The sequence below is a fragment of the Vibrio tapetis subsp. quintayensis genome (assembly GCF_030409945.1).
GTDB classification, from domain to species: Bacteria; Pseudomonadota; Gammaproteobacteria; order Enterobacterales; family Vibrionaceae; genus Vibrio; species Vibrio quintayensis.
In genome coordinates this window covers 167,062-184,852 of sequence record NZ_JAUFQV010000024.1, presented here as the reverse complement: position 1 = coordinate 184,852, position 17,791 = coordinate 167,062, and the positions used below count along the sequence as shown (strand labels likewise).

The window sequence follows — 17,791 nt, the reverse complement described above, 5'->3', positions numbered from 1 at the left end:
AAAGGAATCGAACTCAATATTTTTGTGGGTACATTGTTTTAGAGATGACGAAAATTGGAATGCCGGGCATACAAAAAAAGGTTGGCGGAAGCCAACCTTTTGTTTTTCTGTTGTTTCTAAATTGAATTAGAAAGAACGGCTGTACTGTAGACCAACTAAGATTGCGTTTGCGCGAGTAACACCTTCAATAGAAGATAATGCGATAGTATTTCCTGTATTCGGAACATAAGTTGTTTCTTTAACGTCAACATCCTGTCCGAGTAAGTAGGTAAAACCAAAGTCGATGTTAGATTTAGTATCTAGGTGATAAGTGAAACCACCAGAGAACCAATTACGATTAGAATCAGGAACAGAAATAGAGGTTAGCTGATCTTGTGCGCTGGTATCATGCATGTAACCAGCACGTAGCGTCCAGTCTTGGTTTAAGTAGTATGTTCCGCCAATCGCGTAATGCATACCGTCTTTCCATTCGTATTTCTTATCTACGCCAGCATCTTCGATAGTGATTTTATCGAAAGAAGACCAACCTATCCATTGAACGCTGTAGTGTACTGCAAACTTCGTATCAACAATTTTATGGAAACCAGAAAACTCTAACATATCTGGAAGTGGCATAACTAGAGTATCTTTTGAATCAACGCCCATGATGGTTACATCACCTTTGGCTTTTAACTCAGGGCTATAATGATAAGCTAGGCCGAATCTATTGTTTTCGTCTATTTCATATACAGAGCCTAAATTGAAACCTAAAGCCCAGCCATCAGCATCTGCGTTCAGTACAGTCGTTCCTCCGCCAGAAATTACTCTATCAGATAACGTACGTTTCATTTTTCCAGAACCATAGATGATGTCTAAGCCAGCACCAAAGCTAAGTTGTTCGTTTACGCGGTAAGAGCCAGCCACACCGATGTTTGCGCTTTTTACGTCAGTCAGTCCACCGTATTCAGAAGCAGCAAAGGACTCGTCGAATTCAGTTTTAGTTCCGAAGTTTGTGTAAGCATTCACACCAACAGCAAATTTCTCATTGATAGGAACAATTAGGTGGATATTTGGCGCTACTGATGTACTACCTGCATCAGAATAGTTGGAGTCAACTGTATCGTAACCAGATCCGTTAAATGTAGAGTATTTCGCATCTTTAACTTCAATTTGAGAAGTTATAGATGTGAAACCCAAAGACATAGAGGTCTCATCAAACAGCGCCATTGCTGCAGGGTTACGTGCCATTACTGAAGCGTTATCAGCGATAACCGCATCACCAGCAAATGCACGGCCTAGGCCCGTTGCTGATTGAGCGTTAAGTTGGAATCCGGCGGCAACCGCTTGTTGTGAAGCGAGAGCGATGGTTGCTGCAATTACCGTTTTTTTAAACAGACGCGTGCTATTCATTGGTGACTACCTATAATTATTTATTTTTTTAGTTACCCGCTTATAGTGCCAAGTGATTAAGTCGGCGCGGGCTGTTGAGCAAATACTCAGTGATGCAGATAGTAAAGGTAGAAATAGACAGGAGAAATCCGACCAGAAGAAAAAATGGCGATAAAATCCATGAAATGGGCGGTAATTAACAGTAACTACGGCGAAAACGGTGTTTTTTAGAGTTTATACTCTATCTTGGTTCAGGTGAAAGTGAGCTAAATGAGAAATGCTCCCGTTAGGGAGCATTTTAAGTTTTAGCCGATTGGTTTAATGATTGGAGCCAGTGCTTCGGCGATTTTAGCGACATCTTCGTCTGCTTCACCGACTAACACCATACTGGCACCTTTAAGAGGCGTTATTGTGCCACTCATGCCATTTTTCTGGAACGATTGAGTGGCATCGCTATCAACGCGTGTTACGAACATCGTTACTCGGCCTTTCTCACCCTGGAATACCATGTGCATGGCATTTGAGCTACCAAAACCACAGTGATTTAGGTAATAAACGTGGTACGGGAAATTATCGCTAAATGAGAAATCAAAAGGTTTCAATTTCATATTGATTTGCTTAGACGATACTTTCTCATCCAATGGGTTGGTAAATGGCGACTCATCAACCACATGCTGCATGGCTGTGTCTGCTAGCGAGGCATGTGCCGGGCTAACGATGAGCGGTGCCCAATTGATTTGTCCTACCAGCAACCCTGCAGCGAATGCAATGGAAGCCGCCATGGCCATAGTTCGTTTCATTACCGAGCGAGTGAAAGGTGTTTCTTCAATCTCAGCACTTTGATTAAATAGAATTCGATCAGCAAGGCCGTCAGGCACATCGACTTTCATTGCTTGTTCTATTTGGTTATCAAGTTTTAGAATGTCATCGATAAACTTAGAATTGAACTCACACTGTTCTTGTGTCAGCGGGCTATCAGATTCTTTATTCTTGGGATCGGACATAATTCGACGGCGAAGTTCTAAATCATCCATTATGTACCCCCTTATCTAGATCAGATTCATCTAACATGTCTTTGAGTTGATTTCTCGCTCGGAAAAGTCGAGTCATCACCGTATTTTTATTAAGATTTAAAATATCTCCTATCTCTTCACCGCTGAATCCACCAATAACTTGGAGAAACAGAGGCTCACGATAATCAATATCCAGCTTCATGATTTGGTTTTGCAGCCATTCTTGCTGATGCTTGGGATCATCGCTGGTTTTTGCTTCCGCACCATGATCGTCAATATCCACCAATTCTAACTGTTTCCTCTCAAATCTTCGTGCGTTTTCGCGGCGCAATATAGTGATTAACCAAGACTTGGCTGCTTTTTCATCTTGTAAGCTGTCTATGGCTTTCCAAGCTCTTAAGCAGGTTTCTTGCACTAAGTCTTCCGCAATGTGTCCATCCTTGCACAACCAATAGGCGTAGCGATAAAGGTCGCGATGGTAAGCCCGCACAAGGGCTTCGTATCGTTTTTGTTTGTCCATATCAGAGTTGACCGGACTCTTTGATTTTTTCTTTCCAAATAAATTTAATATTGACACATGCGGCTCCATTTTCTCGAGCGAATAACGAGAAAAGCTTATCCTTGCGGCAGTATGAGGTAAAACCACCAATAAATTGATCTAGTTCAATTTCTAGCAATGCGAAAGCGCTATAGTACGGGTGTCATCTCGTTGGTATTTATTATCGACATGTTGAGCAAGATGACACTTCCTTTTGAAGGCTGACTTTACTTTCTCCTAATCAGGAAACTGATTTTTGAATTTTGGCGATACGCTATATATCGATTCCAACCACACAAATATGTGTGGTTTTTTTTTATCAGTCACATTATTTTCCATTCTAGCACCCTTTCTTATTTTTCGTTGTCTGACAAAAGCGACAAATTAAACGATACAGCCCAAAAACGATCCGCTTATTCCTCCTATTCTTGCAGTTGGTCACGCTCTGGCGTAAAAAGTGATTTAAACATATGTTTTAATCTGATAACATTTTTGCTACATATACAGGTCTGACCTCTCAAGCAAGGAGACACAATGGGCATACAGGATTTAACCACACGATCGGGTGAGCGTATCGCGATAGTCGCAGGTTTACGCACACCATTCGCACGTCAAAGCACTGAGTTTGGTCATGTACCAGCGGTTGATTTAGGCAAAATGGTGGTGAGCGAAATGCTAACGCGAGCGGATGTTGACCCCGCTATTGTCGATCAAGTTGTGTTTGGTCAGGTTGTACAAATGCCTGAAGCGCCGAATATCGCTCGTGAAATCGTTCTTGGCACGGGTATGGACGTTAAAACCGATGCATATAGCGTAACCCGTGCTTGTGCTACGAGCTTCCAGGCAGCAGCAAATGTGGCTGAGAGCATTATTGCAGGCACTATTGATGTTGGTATTGCCGGTGGTGCTGATTCTTCCTCGGTTTTGCCTATTGGCGTTTCAAAAAAGCTGGCTTCTTCATTATTGGCGTTGAGTAAAGCTCGAAAGTCTGGCCAAAAGCTGTCTATTTTGAGTAAATTGTCGTTCAAAGATCTGATGCCTGTTCCTCCAGCCGTTGCTGAGTATTCCACCGGTATTTCTATGGGCCAGACTGCTGAACAGATGGCGAAAACCCATGGAATAACACGAGAAGAGCAAGACGCTTTGGCTCACCGTTCGCATTCCTTGGCGGCGCAAGCATGGGCTGATGGTAAGATCCGTGATGAAGTGATGACTGCATTCCCTGAACCTTACAAAAAGTGGATTGATACCGATAACAACATCCGTACCGATTCTACGGTAGAGGGTTACGCAAAGTTGCGCCCAGCCTTTGACCGTAAGAACGGTAGTGTTACGGCGGCAAACAGTACGCCATTGACCGATGGTGCGGCAGCCGTTCTGATGATGAGAGAAGGTAAAGCGAAAGAGCTCGGCCTCGAAATATTAGGCTACATTCGTTCGTATGCTTTTTCTGCCATTGATGTGCATGAAGACATGCTGATGGGCCCATCTCACGCAACGCCTATCGCCTTAGACAGAGCAGGGATCACATTAGATGACCTCACGCTCATCGATATGCACGAAGCCTTTGCAGCGCAAACATTGGCGAATGTAAAAATGTTTGCTAGCGATAAATTCGCTCAAGAAGTGCTAGGCCGTGATAAAGCGATTGGCGAAATCGACATGGAAAAATTTAATGTGTTAGGCGGTTCTTTGGCTTACGGACATCCGTTTGCTGCGACTGGCGCACGTATGATGACACAAACATTGCGTGAGCTAAAAAGACGCGGTGGTGGTCTGGCACTGAACACAGCTTGTGCTGCGGGTGGTTTAGGTGCAGCAATGGTATTGGAGGTAGAATAATGAGTAATCAAAACGCATTTCAATTAACCATTGATGACCAAGGCCTTGCATGGCTTGCGATTGATGTGCCCGGCGAAAAGATGAATACCCTTCAAGCTCAGTTTACTGAAGAGATGCAAACCATCTTGATGGAACTTGAAGCTAAAAAACATGAAGTATCTGGTTTAATTATTCATTCCTTGAAACCAGACAACTTTGTTGCAGGCGCTGATGTACGCATGCTAGACGCTTGTACAACAGCTGAAGAAGCTCAAGGCCTAGCCGCTCAAGGTCAGCAAATGTTTAACCAGCTTGAAGCGTTACCTTTCCCTGTGGTTTCTGCAATCCACGGTCCTTGTTTAGGCGGGGGCTTAGAGCTTGCACTGGCTTGTGATTACCGAGTATGTAGTGATTCAGACAAAACGCGCCTTGGTTTACCTGAAGTTCAGCTTGGTTTGCTGCCCGGTTCGGGTGGTACACAAAGGCTACCTCGTTTAATCGGTTTACTGCCAAGTTTAGATTTGATTTTGACTGGTAAACAGCTAAGAGCGAAAAAAGCGAATAAGTTGGGTGTGGTTGATGCTTGTGTACCTGAATCTATTTTATTGGAAGTTGCCAAGAAGTATGCCTCTGGTAAAAAGGCAAAACGTAAACTGGCGACCAAAGAGCGTCTGCTTTCTGGTGTGAAATTCGGTAGAAATTTTGTGTTTGATCAAGCAAGCAAGAAGACACTTGCCAAAACTCGTGGCAATTATCCGGCTGCTGACGCCATCTTAGATGTTATTGCTTATGGTTTAGAACACGGTATCGAAAAAGGTTTGGAAAACGAAGCCAAACGTTTTGGTGTGTTGTGCATGAGCAATGAATCTAAAGCATTACGTTCTATTTTCTTTGCGACAACAGAAATGAAGAAAGAAAATGGCACGGATGAAAAGCCACGTTTGGTTTCTCGTGTTGGTGTGCTTGGCGGTGGCCTTATGGGAGCGGGTATTAGCCACGTATCCGTATCTAAAGCTAAAGTGCCAGTGCGAATTAAAGATGTTTCTAACGACGGTGTGTTAGGAGCAATTAATTACAATTACAAGCTGCTTAATAAGCAGAAAAAACGCCGAATTTTAACCAAAGCCGAGCTGCAGTATCGAATGTCTCAGCTGTCTGGTGGTACGGATTACACCGCGTTTAAAAACACCGATATGGTGATTGAAGCGGTATTTGAAGATCTTGCCTTGAAACAAGGCATGGTTAAAGAGATAGAGCAATACGGCAATGAACGTACTATCTTCGCCACGAATACTTCTTCACTGCCTATCCACCAAATTGCTGCAGAGGCGCAGCGCCCTGAAAATGTCATCGGCCTGCACTACTTTAGCCCGGTAGAAAAAATGCCGTTGGTGGAAGTTATTCCACATGAAGGAACTTCTGATGAAGTTATCTCAACCACGGTAGAATTGGCACGTAAGCAAGGCAAAACACCCATCGTTGTGGCGGATAAAGCCGGTTTCTATGTAAACCGAATATTAGCGCCGTACATGAATGAGTCTGCACAAGTGTTGTTGGGCGGCGAGCCTATCGAGCAACTTGATAATGCTTTGCTTAATTTCGGTTTCCCTGTCGGGCCAATAGCGCTGCTTGATGAAGTTGGCGTTGATATTGGCGCGAAGATCATGCCAATCTTGGTCGAAGAGCTAGGGGCGCGATTTAAGGCTCCAGAAGTCTTTGATGTGTTGCTTAATGACGGCCGCAAAGGGCGTAAAGTCGGTAAAGGCTTCTACAGCTATAACGGCAAAAAGAAAGAAGTGGATAAAAGCGTTTATAAGCTATTGAAACTTCAACCAGAAGCGAAACTACCAGAAAAAGACATCGCACTACGTTGTGTGTTGCCAATGTTGAACGAAGCAGTTCGCTGTTTAGATGAGGGTATCATTCGCAGCGCAAGAGATGGCGACATTGGGGCTATTTTCGGTATCGGTTTCCCTCCATTCTTAGGTGGCCCATTCCGTTATATGGATCAAATTGGCACCAAAGAGTTAGTGAGCATCATGAACAACTTTGCCGAGAAATACGGTGACAGGTTCGCACCTTGTGACGGTTTATTAACGAGAGCGGGTAGTGATGCGCGTTTCTACGATTAAACCCGCATAGAATACAGTGATTAAAATGAAATTAGGGCTACCATTGGTAGCCCTAATTATTTACGCCTTCCGCCTTTAACCTAAATCAACATCTTTAGGTCGTAGCTGAAACTCTTCAACAGAGCCAATTTCTTGCCCTACGTTGAGTACTTCCACTTCTTCATGCTCGTTGCCCTGGCTATGCATGATCAAGCGGTTGGCTGTGCGAGGTTTGAGTATGCTCACGATAAATCGAATCATCTCAGAACGAGTGAGCCCTTTGAGTTCTTCTAGCACTTGTTCGCGCTGGCGAAACTCTTCATCTTTATTGCCAATTGCTACCCACAATCTTTGCGCTCGCCCGCGTAAGTTGTTGTCTGGCGTTGCTACTTGATTCCATAGGCCTTTTTTACTGCTTTGCCATTGGTATTCATTCAGCTCTAATAACACCATGTAAAAGGCATTGAGGAACTCATCAATGGCAGACAATAGCTCGATAGGGGCTGCCTTAGGAGATTGCACATAAAGCACAATACCAGGGTGGCGGTTAAGTGGCATATTGCCTGTGCCGACCATATAGCCCAGTTGTTGCTTAGTACGGATTTCATGGAAAAATGTTGCAGACATCAAATGATTCGCAAGAGAGTAAAGCGCAATGTTTCGAGGGTTGACCTCTGGGCACTGATAGTAAATGACGATCGCAGAGTCTGCTTGGTCGCAAAAAACTTCTCGCTGATACGTGCCATGCTCACCGAGCATAATCAGCGGGCGTAAGGATTCTTCGTAGCGTTGATCTTCCACACGAAGTGCTGATTTAATCGTTTTAGCTAACGTTTGGGCTTGTTGTTTTTGCCAGTCACCGTAAACGAACAGTTCCACATGCAGTTCAGCCAGAATGCTTTCGACAAAAGAAGGCAGTTCGTCGACTTCAATGGACTCTAATGCTTCGATTAAAACTGGAAACGGTGGGTTATTGGGTTGAAGTAGCCCTGTTAAGCTATTGAATAACTGAGAAACGGGACGGTCTTTAGCGGCGTTCTTCCAGTTGCGTAGCATTTGTTGTTTGATGATTTCAAATCGCTGAGGGCTAAATTCTCGTGTGGCAAATCGCGTTAAAATAACATCAAGTAATTGAGATTGTTTCTGGCTAAAACCACTTAGCGTTAGGGTGACACCACCTTGGTGCGCGTACATGTTGTAACCCATGCCAGCGATTTCAGCTTGGTAGGTTTCTTTGACTAAAGAATCTAAAAACATTTCTACGCATAAACGCGTTTTCACAATGTTTCTTGGTGTCGATACCGCGTGAGGGCTGTCTATTGCCAAATAGACAACGCCTTTCGGAACACGAAACTCAGGCTCTTGTAAATGCCATAGACGAAAGCCAGATAATTCCTCTAGCATTGTTGGGATCGTAACGTCTCCCTCTAGTGGCATTGGGTCAAGGTCGTAGCAGATATAGGGGTTTTCTTTTGGCAAACTCAATTTGGCGTTGAGCGATGCATTATTCCAGCGTGCAGTTTGATTTTCATTGAAAGGCAATACAGAGTAAGGGGCATCGTACCATTTGGCCAAAGTGTCACATTCTAGGCCCTTGGCGATGACAGACAGCTTTAAATTCTCAACGTTGAAATAGTCAAAAACTTCGCTTAATAACTTCTCATCATAATGCGCCATTTTGTAGTCGCCATAAATGACGTCTTCTTCTGGATAATGGTGCAGGTTCATCACTAAATGGCTGGCTAAGTCCAGCGGGCGAGTTGATTCTTGAAAACGAAATGCCGATTCGAGTACCGCTTGTTTTTCTTGGTAGCGCCATGGCTGAAAGCCTGACTCTCTAATGAGTTGAAGGTAAGCAAATACGGTTTCAACAATGTCATCAATGTGGTTTAGACCCTCAGGGGTTAGTGTGCAACTTACCGTAAATTCTCGGTAGTTGTTGCCACTCATGCCGCCGCCAGCACCGAGGCTGTTAATCCATCCGAGTTCCTTTAAATACAGCATCAAGCTGCCTTCTGCTTCATCACCGAGTAAGTGGGCGAAATAAGACATAGGTTTGGTGCCATAGTGCGCATCCATGCTCGGTAGTGCGAACGCGAGTAACAGTTTTCTGCTGTCCTTTTCAGGTTCAATTTGAATATAGCAGCCTTTTTGCTCTGGGCGAGTGAGCGGAACTAAGGTGGCTTTGCCGTGTTTATGACGATTGATGACAGGGCTGAATAGAGATTCGACCCATTGTTGCATTTCATCTAAAGAGTGCGAGCTAACTAAGGTCAGCGTCATTAAATCGGCAGAGTATTGCTGTTGATAAAAATCGATGATTTCTGCGCGGATCGACTGGCCGTTTCTGTCGCCAAGGGTCTCGAAGTTACCGACAGAAAATTTTGAAAAAGGGTGCTCAGGGTTAGCGACTTCTTTATGAACCTGATAAAGGCGGCGCATATCGTCTTTTAATTTTAGGCGATATTCAGAGTCGACCGCTTCTCTTTCTTTATCTAACGCTTCTTCATTAAAAAGAGGGCTAATGAAAAATTGGCTAAAGCGTTTTAAACCACGTTCGAAAGCGGTTGGGGTGATATCAAAAAAGAAACAGGTATGCTCGGTGCCTGTCCAAGCGTTGTTATTACCACCGTGTTGGCTAATAAATGCTTGAAATTCTCCTGTCTTCGGGTATTTTTCTGTACCCAAAAACAACATGTGCTCTAAGAAATGAGCCAGACCTTCGCGGTCAGAGGGATCGTCGAAGTGTCCAACATTCACCGCCAGTGCTGCCGCAGATTTTTGTGCTTGATCATCTTGAACCAGAAGTACGCGTAATGCGTTATCTAGTGTGATGTAGCGGTATTGATTATTGTCATTAGGGCTGAGATGCACGAGAAGGTCTCCGAAAATGCAATTGCTTTAATTATGACTAGGTTATGACGTGCTGCAAACTGAAAGCTGTTTTTTTTAAATGGTTTGTTAACGCAGTCAGAGTCTTGTACACCGAATGGGATATACTTAGTGAAAGTGAGTGCACGGTTTGTTGCCTTTGTTAGGTAACAACACTCTCCCGTCAGCAGTAGTAACCAGTACTAAGTCAGGTTTAATTGGATCACTCTGGCTTAGAATCATTACGGGAACACAGTATGAAAGTATTTATTATGCGTCATGGTGAAGCAGAAATGTTTGCAAGCCGAGACTCAGAGCGTGAGTTAACTCAGCGTGGTATTGACCAGTCTTTGTTGGTGGCTAAAGCTTGTTCAAAGCAAGGACATCAAACGTTTGATTTGGTGCTTGTTAGCCCATACATTCGAGCGCAGCAAACTTGGAAAACAATCTCCCAAGTTTTTTCTGCTAAAGATGGTCGAGTAGAAACGTGTGACGACATTACGCCCTACGGAGATTCCGAAGACGTATACGACTACGTGTGCGCATTAGCCGAAACTCAATCACTAGAGTCTATCTTGCTGGTTTCGCACCTGCCTTTGGTCGGTTATCTAACATCAGAATTTGTCACTGACATGCCACCGCCGATGTTTCCAACGTCAGGGCTAGTCTGCGCGAACTTTGACGCCCAAAGTGGTAAGGGTGAATTTGCATGGCATATTCATCCGTAAGGCGGGGGGAAGTGCTAAAAGCGAAGTACTAAAGGCGAAGTGCTAAAGGCGAGATTGTGCGTTCTTTATTTGCACTTTTGCACTTTTGCACTTTGCTCTACTTAGCTTTTCGCACCTAGCTTTTAGAACTTAACTACCCTATCTATCCGGAATGCTTAGCAACACCAACAATGCGCCATTGCCGCCGAACTCTAATGGAGCTTGGTGGTAGGCCATCACATCAGGGTGTTGTGCCAGCCAGAGTGGTACTTTTTGTTTTAAGATGTGTTTGCCAATGCCATGCATGACGCAAGCACAATCTACGCTTTCCTTAATACAATGGGCGATCATCGCGCCTAATTCTCGTTTTGCTTCTTGCTGCGTCATGCCATGCATATCCAGGTACACATCAGGCACGTAAACACCGCGGCGCAATCGCTTTACTTCAAATTTAGACACATCTGAACGCGCGTAACGGGTCGGTCCGTCTTCGCTAAGGTGCGGGACAAACTCATCTGAGAAGAAAAACTCGTTGTCGGAGGCTTCTTTTTTTGTGCGTTGGACTTCTTTTTGTATCGGGTTTCGGTTTGGTTGCTGGATTATGGTATCCTGTTGCAACTTTTTTACGCCCTGTACGGCGCCTTTAAATAAGGCGAAGTCATCGTCTATGTCGGTGTCTTTCTTGCTCATGGGGTTCTAAAACAAATAGGAATAGCACCATTGTAACGCTATTCGGAGGCAAATTTGGATAAGATTTTTGTAGAAGAAGCGGTTTCTGAGCTACATTCGCTTCAAGATATGATTCGTTGGACTGTAAGTCGCTTTAATGCGGCCGGACTTTTTTATGGCCACGGTACTGATAATGCGTGGGATGAGGCGGTTCAACTAATCTTGCCGACCTTGTATCTTCCTATTGATGTTCCGCCACATGTTTTAAATTCTCGCCTAACAAGCAGTGAACGTTTACGCATTGTAGAGCGTGTGGTGCGCCGTATTAATGAGCGTACACCAACGGCTTACTTAACCAATAAAGCTTGGTTCTGTGGTTTAGAGTTTTTCGTAGATGAGCGTGTGCTTGTGCCACGTTCGCCAATTGGTGAGTTAATCGAAGCGCAATTCCAACCTTGGTTGGTGGAAGAGCCTGTTCGCATTATGGACCTATGTACGGGCAGTGCGTGTATCGCGATTGCTTGTGCTCACGCATTCCCTGAAGCTGAAGTCGATGCTATCGATATTTCTACTGATGCGCTAGAAGTTGCCGAGCAAAACATTCAAGACCACGGCATGGAGCAGCAAGTTTTCCCTATCCGCTCTGATCTGTTCCGCGATTTACCGAAAGATAAATACAACCTGATCGTATCGAACCCGCCTTATGTAGACGAAGAAGATATGAACAGCTTGCCGGAAGAGTTCACTCATGAACCTGAGTTGGGTCTTGCTGCGGGTACAGACGGTCTTAAATTAGTTCGCCGTATTCTCGCCAATGCACCAAACTACCTAACAGACGACGGCATCTTGGTGTGTGAAGTAGGTAACTCTATGGTGCACATGATGGATCAATACCCAGACATTCCGTTTACTTGGATTGAGTTCTCTAACGGTGGTCACGGTGTGTTTATGCTCACTCGTGCACAACTGGTCGAGCATGCAGCAGAATTTGCACTGTACATCGACTAAGAAACAGGCATCGATGAAGTAACGTCGACTGCAAAACAACATCAAAAATACCGAACGCCAGCCTAATTTGCTGGCGTTTTTTGTTTTTAGGGGCTTTACAAGCAAACCGTATAACGACACTATGAAAGCACGAAAAATTGAATTAAACGTAATCAAGAGTGAGTGAGCACGGCTATCATCATTCTTGATACGCACAGAGGAAGTAATGGCAGGAAACAGCATTGGACAACATTTTCGTGTAACGACATTCGGTGAAAGCCACGGTATCGCATTGGGTTGCGTTGTTGACGGCTGCCCACCAGGGTTAGAGCTCACTGAAGCCGATCTTCAGGTCGATTTAGACCGTCGCCGGCCAGGAACATCAAAATACACTACACAGCGTCGTGAAGCTGATGAAGTGAAAATTCTTGCGGGTGTATTTGAAGGGCAAACAACAGGCACGTCAATTGGTCTGCTGATTGAAAACACCGATCAGCGTTCTAAAGACTATTCTGAGATTAAAGACAAGTTCCGTCCAGGACATGCTGATTATACCTACCACCAAAAGTATGGTGTACGTGATTACCGAGGCGGCGGCCGTTCGTCGGCGCGTGAAACGGCCATGCGTGTTGCTGCCGGTGCGATTGCTAAGAAATATCTGAAACAAGAATTTGGTGTGGAAGTGCGCGCTTACTTATCTCAAATGGGCGATGTCACTATTGATAAAGTCGACTGGGACGAGATTGAAAATAACGCATTTTTCTGCCCAGACGTCGATAAAGTAGACGCATTGGATGAACTAATCCGTGGCCTTAAAAAAGAAGGCGACTCCATTGGAGCTAAACTTTGTGTTGTAGCTACTAATGTTCCTGTCGGTCTTGGAGAGCCAATCTTTGATCGCCTTGATGCGGATATTGCCCATGCTCTGATGAGTATCAATGCTGTAAAAGGCGTGGAAGTCGGTGATGGCTTTGACGTTGTGAATCAAAAAGGCAGCGAACACCGTGATCCATTAACGCCTGAAGGCTTCAGCAGTAACCATGCTGGTGGTATTTTAGGTGGCATTTCAACAGGGCAAGATATTGTAGCCAGCATTGCGCTTAAGCCAACCTCAAGTATTACAGTGCCTGGAGATACCATCACCCGTGCAGGTGAACCGACTCAATTGATCACCAAGGGCCGTCACGACCCATGCGTAGGCATTCGTGCCGTACCTATCGCCGAAGCCATGCTCGCGATTGTACTGCTCGATCACTTACTGCGTCATCGTGGCCAAAACTTCGGCGTAACAACCGAAACCCCTAAGATCTAGTACACAGCCTGTTTTATAGCTTTAAAATAAAAATCCCCAACCGCCTAAGCCGTTGGGGATTTTTTATTCATTTAACCTTTTGCATGTCGCTCTTAAATCTAGTTTTTAGAACTTCAACTCTCAATGCAAAGACCCTTCACCTTCCAATTGAAATGAAGGCAATCGCCACTTAAATCTTACCGCGGCCATGCGCAGTAAGTAACCAACAACAAGCGTAGCAAGCGTGCTGGTTACGTCATCGACTTCAAAATGCAGTAAAGTTAGGTACATGATAGATGCAATCATAGCAACGGATGCATAAAGCTCGTGGTGTAACACCAACGGCGACTGTCGGCAAATAAGGTCACGTAATAGGCCACCAAAAACCCCGGTAACAATGGCCGAAACCACACATATTACTGGATGAAGCCCCATATCAATCGCAACCTGAGTGCCGATAATACTAAATACAATTAGGCCTAATGCATCTAATCGAATGAACAAGCCTTTCAACTTGATCACCCACTTAGCAACGCCAGTGGTGAGAACCCCTGCCACACAGGTGATAACCAAAAACTCGGGATGTTTCACCCAAGTCAGTGGGTAGTGACCCAATAAAATATCACGCACGGTGCCACCGCCAATGGCCGTTGCACTTGCGACAAACATTACACCAAACCAATCCATGTTTTTACGCCCAGCACTGAGCGCTCCAGTCATCGCTTCCGCTGTGATGCCTATGACGTAGAGAACACTTAACAACATTTTTTAATACACCAAGCTGCAAGAAAAACGCAATTCTAGTGGGGTTAAGACAATAATGCGAGCAAAATCGCGGTGACTTTCCATTAGAAAATCTAATGCTATTTTACAAAGAAATTCCATGGCTTTACAAATGCGCCAAAGCAAGGAAAATACACCCTAAGTTTATTGATAATTACCCAAAATGAATTTCCAATACCAAGATATGATTGATGTGTTTAATCGCACTTTTTTAAATGAATACAATACCAAGCTGGAGCTAGGGGGGGATGAACCTGTCTATCTGCCTGCGGACGATAAAAATCCACATCATCGTATTGTTTTTGCTCGTGGGTTTTATGCGTCAGCACTTCATGAAATCGCCCACTGGTGTGTGGCTGGCCCGAAACGCCGCTTACTAGAAGACTTTGGTTACTGGTATGAACCTGATGGACGTACAGAACAGGTTCAATCAGAATTCGAGAAAGTTGAAATTCGGCCTCAAGCTTATGAATGGATATTGTCTGTGAGTGCGGGCTTTCCATTTAACGTAAGCTGTGACAATCTACATGGCGATTTTGAACCAGATAGAATTGCCTTTATGCAGAAAGTTCACAAGGAAGTCGGCCTGATTTTAGAGCAAGGCATGCCGATTCGTGTGAAACAACTGTCGGAAGCGCTAAGATCGTTTTACCATGTCGCTCCACTGGACGTGACGCAGTTTATAGTGAAATAAAAGTAAATAAATTAGAGACCATGATGATTATTGAGTTTGAAGAGAAATTACTGACTTTAATTGATGCAACCGTCACAACGGCATCGGATGACGAACTGTTCGCTGGTGGTTACTTACGTGGCCATATTTCATTGGCGGCAGCCGCTTGTGAAAACGAAGGTGAAACAGAAATAGCACAGCTTCAAGCTCGTGTTGAACAAAGCATCGAGCAGGCAAAATCTGAACTGACCCCTGCTGACAGCATCATAGTCATGGATATTTGGCAGCAGCTAATGCATTCTGCGCAAGCTTAGTTGATTTCAGATAAGAGAATTTAGAAGGGCGCTGATGCGCTCTTTTTTTTTGGCCGAGAGCCTGAAAATAGCAAGGAAAAATCGAGCAGGACATATCGCAGTGTGAGTCAGTACACGTCTGGGATATCGAGGTGAGAATATGCGAGAGTTTTGAGATGAATATGCCCATGCAGGGTTCGCTGTTTGATATACTGATTATTCAATCGATATAAAGGAAGGCGATGATATGTCGAAAACGACTAAGCTGCGCAACGAAGACAAGTTAGTGAAAAAGGCTCTAGAAGTCGGTTGTAAAATGGCGAAACTGCAAGGGTTTGATTTACCTATGTCTCCACCACCGTTAAAGACTGAAGCGGTGTACTTATTTTTAGTTGGAGTGAATCAGATCGCACCACTGCCGGAAGACAAACTGGATGGGCCGAGCGTTAAAAAACGATTGGCGATGTGGATACATAAGGCGCTGCCGGATAATGATCCTCTTAAATGAGTATTTTCAAAACAAAAAAAGAACGCGATATGCGTTCTTTTTTAATGCTTGAATACGCTAGTTCGTCAGGTTATCTAGTAACCGATCACAATCTTGTTTCAGCTGTTGTAGTTGTTCAATGTCCATTTTTGACATACACATCATGTTAGACGGGATGTCTTTTGCTTGTTCTCGCAATAGTAAGCCTTGTTCCGTCAGACCAATAATCCGAATTCGTTCGTCTTCTTGGCTGCGTGTTCGGGTGACATACCCTTTCACTTCCAAACGCTTAAGTAATGGCGTTAATGTTCCTGAGTCTAACCGGGTCTTTTGCCCCAGCTCTTTAACGTTCATTGATTTTTCCTCCCACAATATCATCATCACAATGTACTGAAGGTAAGTTAAATCCAGAGCTTTCAGCATTGGCTGATAGGCTCTGCTCATGGCGTTCGAGACGCTATAGAGAGAAAAGCACACTTGGTTATCTAACAGTAGATGAGCGTCTTTAGAAGAATCTGTCATAGCTGGTATCACTCAATTTAAACTAATTGTGCACAATATACTTGCACACCTGATTAGATTCAATTACTATTATTGAAAATAAAGTTGTGCACAATTAAATTGATGGCAATTTACAATTAAATAATAATGAATACAAAAAGGAACGAATCATGAAAGCACTCTACACTACATCTGCAAAAGCACTCGCTGGTCGTAACGGTCACGTTTCAACTGATGACAATAAGCTGGCGGTTGATCTGAGCTATCCAAAAGAAATGGGTGGTTCGGGTGAAGCAACCAATCCAGAGCAGTTATTTGCCGCTGGCTATGCGGCGTGCTTCTCTAATGCGATTCTGCACGTGGCTCGTGAAACTAAGGTGGCTATTAAGTCTGCGCCAACAACGTCAACCGTTGGTATTGGTCCCAATGAAACAGGCGGTTTTGCTTTATCGGTAAGCTTGTCCGTTGAGTTGGATTTAGAGCAAGAGCAAGCGGTGAAGCTAGTTCAAACCGCTCACCAAGTTTGCCCGTATTCAAACGCAGTTCGTGGAAACATTGATGTAAAACTTAGCGTAAATGGCGTTGATCTTTAAGAGTAAAATTCAAGCCTAATACTACGATTACATAAATAATAAATTCTTGGAGAAACCTATGCGCGCAGTTCAAATTCAACAATACGGTGGCGTTGAAAAGCTACAATTACAACAAGTGGAAAAGCCAGCGATTAATGCTGATGATATTCTAGTGCTGGTAAAATCAGCGGCTATTAACCCGGTTGATTGGAAAATTCGCGAAGGGTATCTACAAGCGTTTATTCCTTACGAAATGCCATTCACTCTGGGCTGGGATGTGTCAGGCGTAGTTGCAGAAGTCGGTGCCAATGTTACTGAGTTTAACGTGGGTGATGAAGTATTCAGTCGTCCAGCTATCAATCGCAATGGTAGCTACGCAGATTACATTGCTGTAAAAGCAGACGAAGCAGTGCTTAAATCAACCAAGCTCGATTTTGCTCAAGCTGCAGCCCTGCCATTAGCAGGCATTACGGCATGGCAATGCTTAGTTGATGTTGCTGATGTTCAAGAAGGCCAGCGTGTATTAGTACATGCTGGGGCGGGTGGTGTAGGGCACTTGGCTATCCAAATCGCAAAAGCAAAAGGTGCAACAGTAATTGCTACCGCATCTGCTGCAAACCAGGCGCTTCTGGTCGAATTTGGTGCAGACCAAGCGGTTGATTACTCAAAAGCTCCGCTGAGTGAGCAGATAGAAGCCGTTGATATTGTGGTCGATACCATGGGTGGCGACGTACAGAAACAATCTTGGTCGTTACTGAAAGAAGGTGGCATTTTAGTTTCAGTGGTGGATCAGCCTGATGAGACAGTCGCAAAAGAGCACAATGCTCGTTCTGCATTTGTGTTTATTGAGCCGAGCAGCCGCATTCTCAAAGAACTTAATAAGCTGGTTGAACTCGATCAACTCAAGCCACTTATTGAGCACCGCTTTCCTCTAGAACAAATTGCGGAAGCACATCTGCAAAGCCAATCTGGCCGTACTCGTGGCAAGATTGTTATTGATGTGAACTAAGCTCCATCCGAATAACGGTTATTCAAACGAAAAGCCAGCCAGTACGAGTGTTTATGCTCGTACTGGCTGGCTTTTTTGTTTAGTGCGGTTGCTGGAA

The 17,791-nt window shown here is 44.3% G+C and carries 17 protein-coding genes; 10 read left to right on the top strand and 7 right to left on the bottom strand.

All coding sequences use genetic code 11. The annotated features are described in order from the left end of the window. Nucleotides 1-126 precede the first annotated feature (126 nt). The 3 genes from QWZ04_RS09630 to QWZ04_RS09620 all read right to left on the bottom strand — a co-directional run bounded on the left by QWZ04_RS09630 (nt 127) and on the right by QWZ04_RS09620 (nt 2,970). Entirely contained in the window at nt 127-1,389 is a 1,263-nt protein-coding gene (locus tag QWZ04_RS09630) for an outer membrane protein transport protein (protein ID WP_290327361.1), read from the bottom strand. 284 nt (nt 1,390-1,673) lie between these two features. Further along, on the bottom strand, nt 1,674-2,402 hold the full coding sequence (locus QWZ04_RS09625) for a DUF3379 family protein (protein WP_290327358.1): 729 nt from the start codon (nt 2,400-2,402) through the stop codon (nt 1,674-1,676). Then, complete coding sequence (locus QWZ04_RS09620; protein ID WP_290327409.1) at nt 2,395-2,970, bottom strand: sigma-70 family RNA polymerase sigma factor; 576 nt, start codon at nt 2,968-2,970, stop codon at nt 2,395-2,397. The genes QWZ04_RS09625 and QWZ04_RS09620 overlap by 8 nt, the downstream gene beginning before the upstream one ends. Nucleotides 2,971-3,453: 483 nt before the next feature. On the opposite strand from QWZ04_RS09620, the gene fadI reads away from it, so the two are divergent. Then, entirely contained in the window at nt 3,454-4,761 is a 1,308-nt protein-coding gene (gene fadI, locus QWZ04_RS09615) for an acetyl-CoA C-acyltransferase FadI (RefSeq protein ID WP_290327356.1), read from the top strand. Beyond that, nucleotides 4,761-6,872, top strand: a complete 2,112-nt coding sequence (gene fadJ / locus QWZ04_RS09610; protein WP_290327354.1) for a fatty acid oxidation complex subunit alpha FadJ — start codon at nt 4,761-4,763, stop codon at nt 6,870-6,872. Before fadI ends, fadJ begins: the two co-directional genes overlap by 1 nt. A gap of 75 nt (nt 6,873-6,947) precedes the next feature. On the opposite strand, the gene QWZ04_RS09605 is transcribed toward fadJ, so the two are convergent. Beyond that, a complete protein-coding gene (locus tag QWZ04_RS09605; RefSeq protein WP_290327352.1) occupies nt 6,948-9,725 on the bottom strand; it encodes an insulinase family protein in 2,778 nt (925 codons plus the stop codon). 254 nt (nt 9,726-9,979) lie between these two features. On the opposite strand from QWZ04_RS09605, the gene sixA reads away from it, so the two are divergent. Then, complete coding sequence (gene sixA, locus QWZ04_RS09600) at nt 9,980-10,450, top strand: phosphohistidine phosphatase SixA (RefSeq protein ID WP_290327350.1); 471 nt, start codon at nt 9,980-9,982, stop codon at nt 10,448-10,450. A gap of 138 nt (nt 10,451-10,588) precedes the next feature. Here sixA and smrB read toward each other — a convergent pair whose 3' ends face one another. Further along, nucleotides 10,589-11,119 carry an endonuclease SmrB gene (gene smrB / locus QWZ04_RS09595; protein WP_290327348.1) on the bottom strand — a complete coding sequence of 177 codons (531 nt, stop codon included), beginning with the start codon at nt 11,117-11,119 and terminating at the stop codon, nt 10,589-10,591. A 54-nt stretch (nt 11,120-11,173) separates the two neighbouring features. Here smrB and prmB point away from each other — a divergent pair, with 54 nt between their 5' ends. Both prmB and aroC read left to right on the top strand, forming a co-directional pair. Further along, a complete protein-coding gene (gene prmB / locus QWZ04_RS09590) occupies nt 11,174-12,106 on the top strand; it encodes a 50S ribosomal protein L3 N(5)-glutamine methyltransferase (RefSeq protein WP_290327346.1) in 933 nt (310 codons plus the stop codon). A gap of 205 nt (nt 12,107-12,311) precedes the next feature. Beyond that, nucleotides 12,312-13,397, top strand: coding sequence for a chorismate synthase (gene aroC / locus QWZ04_RS09585; RefSeq protein WP_290327344.1), 1,086 nt, complete (start codon nt 12,312-12,314; stop codon nt 13,395-13,397). Nucleotides 13,398-13,517: 120 nt separating this feature from the next. Here aroC and QWZ04_RS09580 read toward each other — a convergent pair whose 3' ends face one another. After that, complete coding sequence (locus QWZ04_RS09580; protein ID WP_290327341.1) at nt 13,518-14,141, bottom strand: trimeric intracellular cation channel family protein; 624 nt, start codon at nt 14,139-14,141, stop codon at nt 13,518-13,520. Nucleotides 14,142-14,322: 181 nt separating this feature from the next. Here QWZ04_RS09580 and QWZ04_RS09575 point away from each other — a divergent pair, with 181 nt between their 5' ends. From QWZ04_RS09575 to QWZ04_RS09565, 3 genes are all read left to right on the top strand, one after another. Then, nucleotides 14,323-14,853: an elongation factor P hydroxylase gene (locus QWZ04_RS09575; RefSeq protein ID WP_290327339.1), complete on the top strand. Its 531-nt coding sequence runs from the start codon at nt 14,323-14,325 to the stop codon at nt 14,851-14,853. 23 nt (nt 14,854-14,876) lie between these two features. Next, entirely contained in the window at nt 14,877-15,146 is a 270-nt protein-coding gene (locus QWZ04_RS09570; RefSeq protein WP_290327407.1) for a YfcL family protein, read from the top strand. Nucleotides 15,147-15,372: 226 nt separating this feature from the next. Beyond that, nucleotides 15,373-15,633: a DUF5062 family protein gene (locus tag QWZ04_RS09565; protein ID WP_102522687.1), complete on the top strand. Its 261-nt coding sequence runs from the start codon at nt 15,373-15,375 to the stop codon at nt 15,631-15,633. 57 nt (nt 15,634-15,690) lie between these two features. On the opposite strand, the gene ohrR is transcribed toward QWZ04_RS09565, so the two are convergent. Beyond that, nucleotides 15,691-16,134, bottom strand: a complete 444-nt coding sequence (ohrR, locus tag QWZ04_RS09560) for a transcriptional regulator OhrR (RefSeq protein WP_290327335.1) — start codon at nt 16,132-16,134, stop codon at nt 15,691-15,693. Between the two features lie 149 nt (nt 16,135-16,283). Between ohrR and ohr the strand changes: the two genes are divergently transcribed. After that, on the top strand, nt 16,284-16,706 hold the full coding sequence (ohr, locus tag QWZ04_RS09555) for an organic hydroperoxide reductase Ohr (RefSeq protein ID WP_290327333.1): 423 nt from the start codon (nt 16,284-16,286) through the stop codon (nt 16,704-16,706). Nucleotides 16,707-16,764: 58 nt separating this feature from the next. Beyond that, nucleotides 16,765-17,694, top strand: a complete 930-nt coding sequence (locus tag QWZ04_RS09550; RefSeq protein WP_290327331.1) for an NADP-dependent oxidoreductase — start codon at nt 16,765-16,767, stop codon at nt 17,692-17,694. The last annotated feature ends 97 nt before the right edge of the window (nt 17,695-17,791 follow it).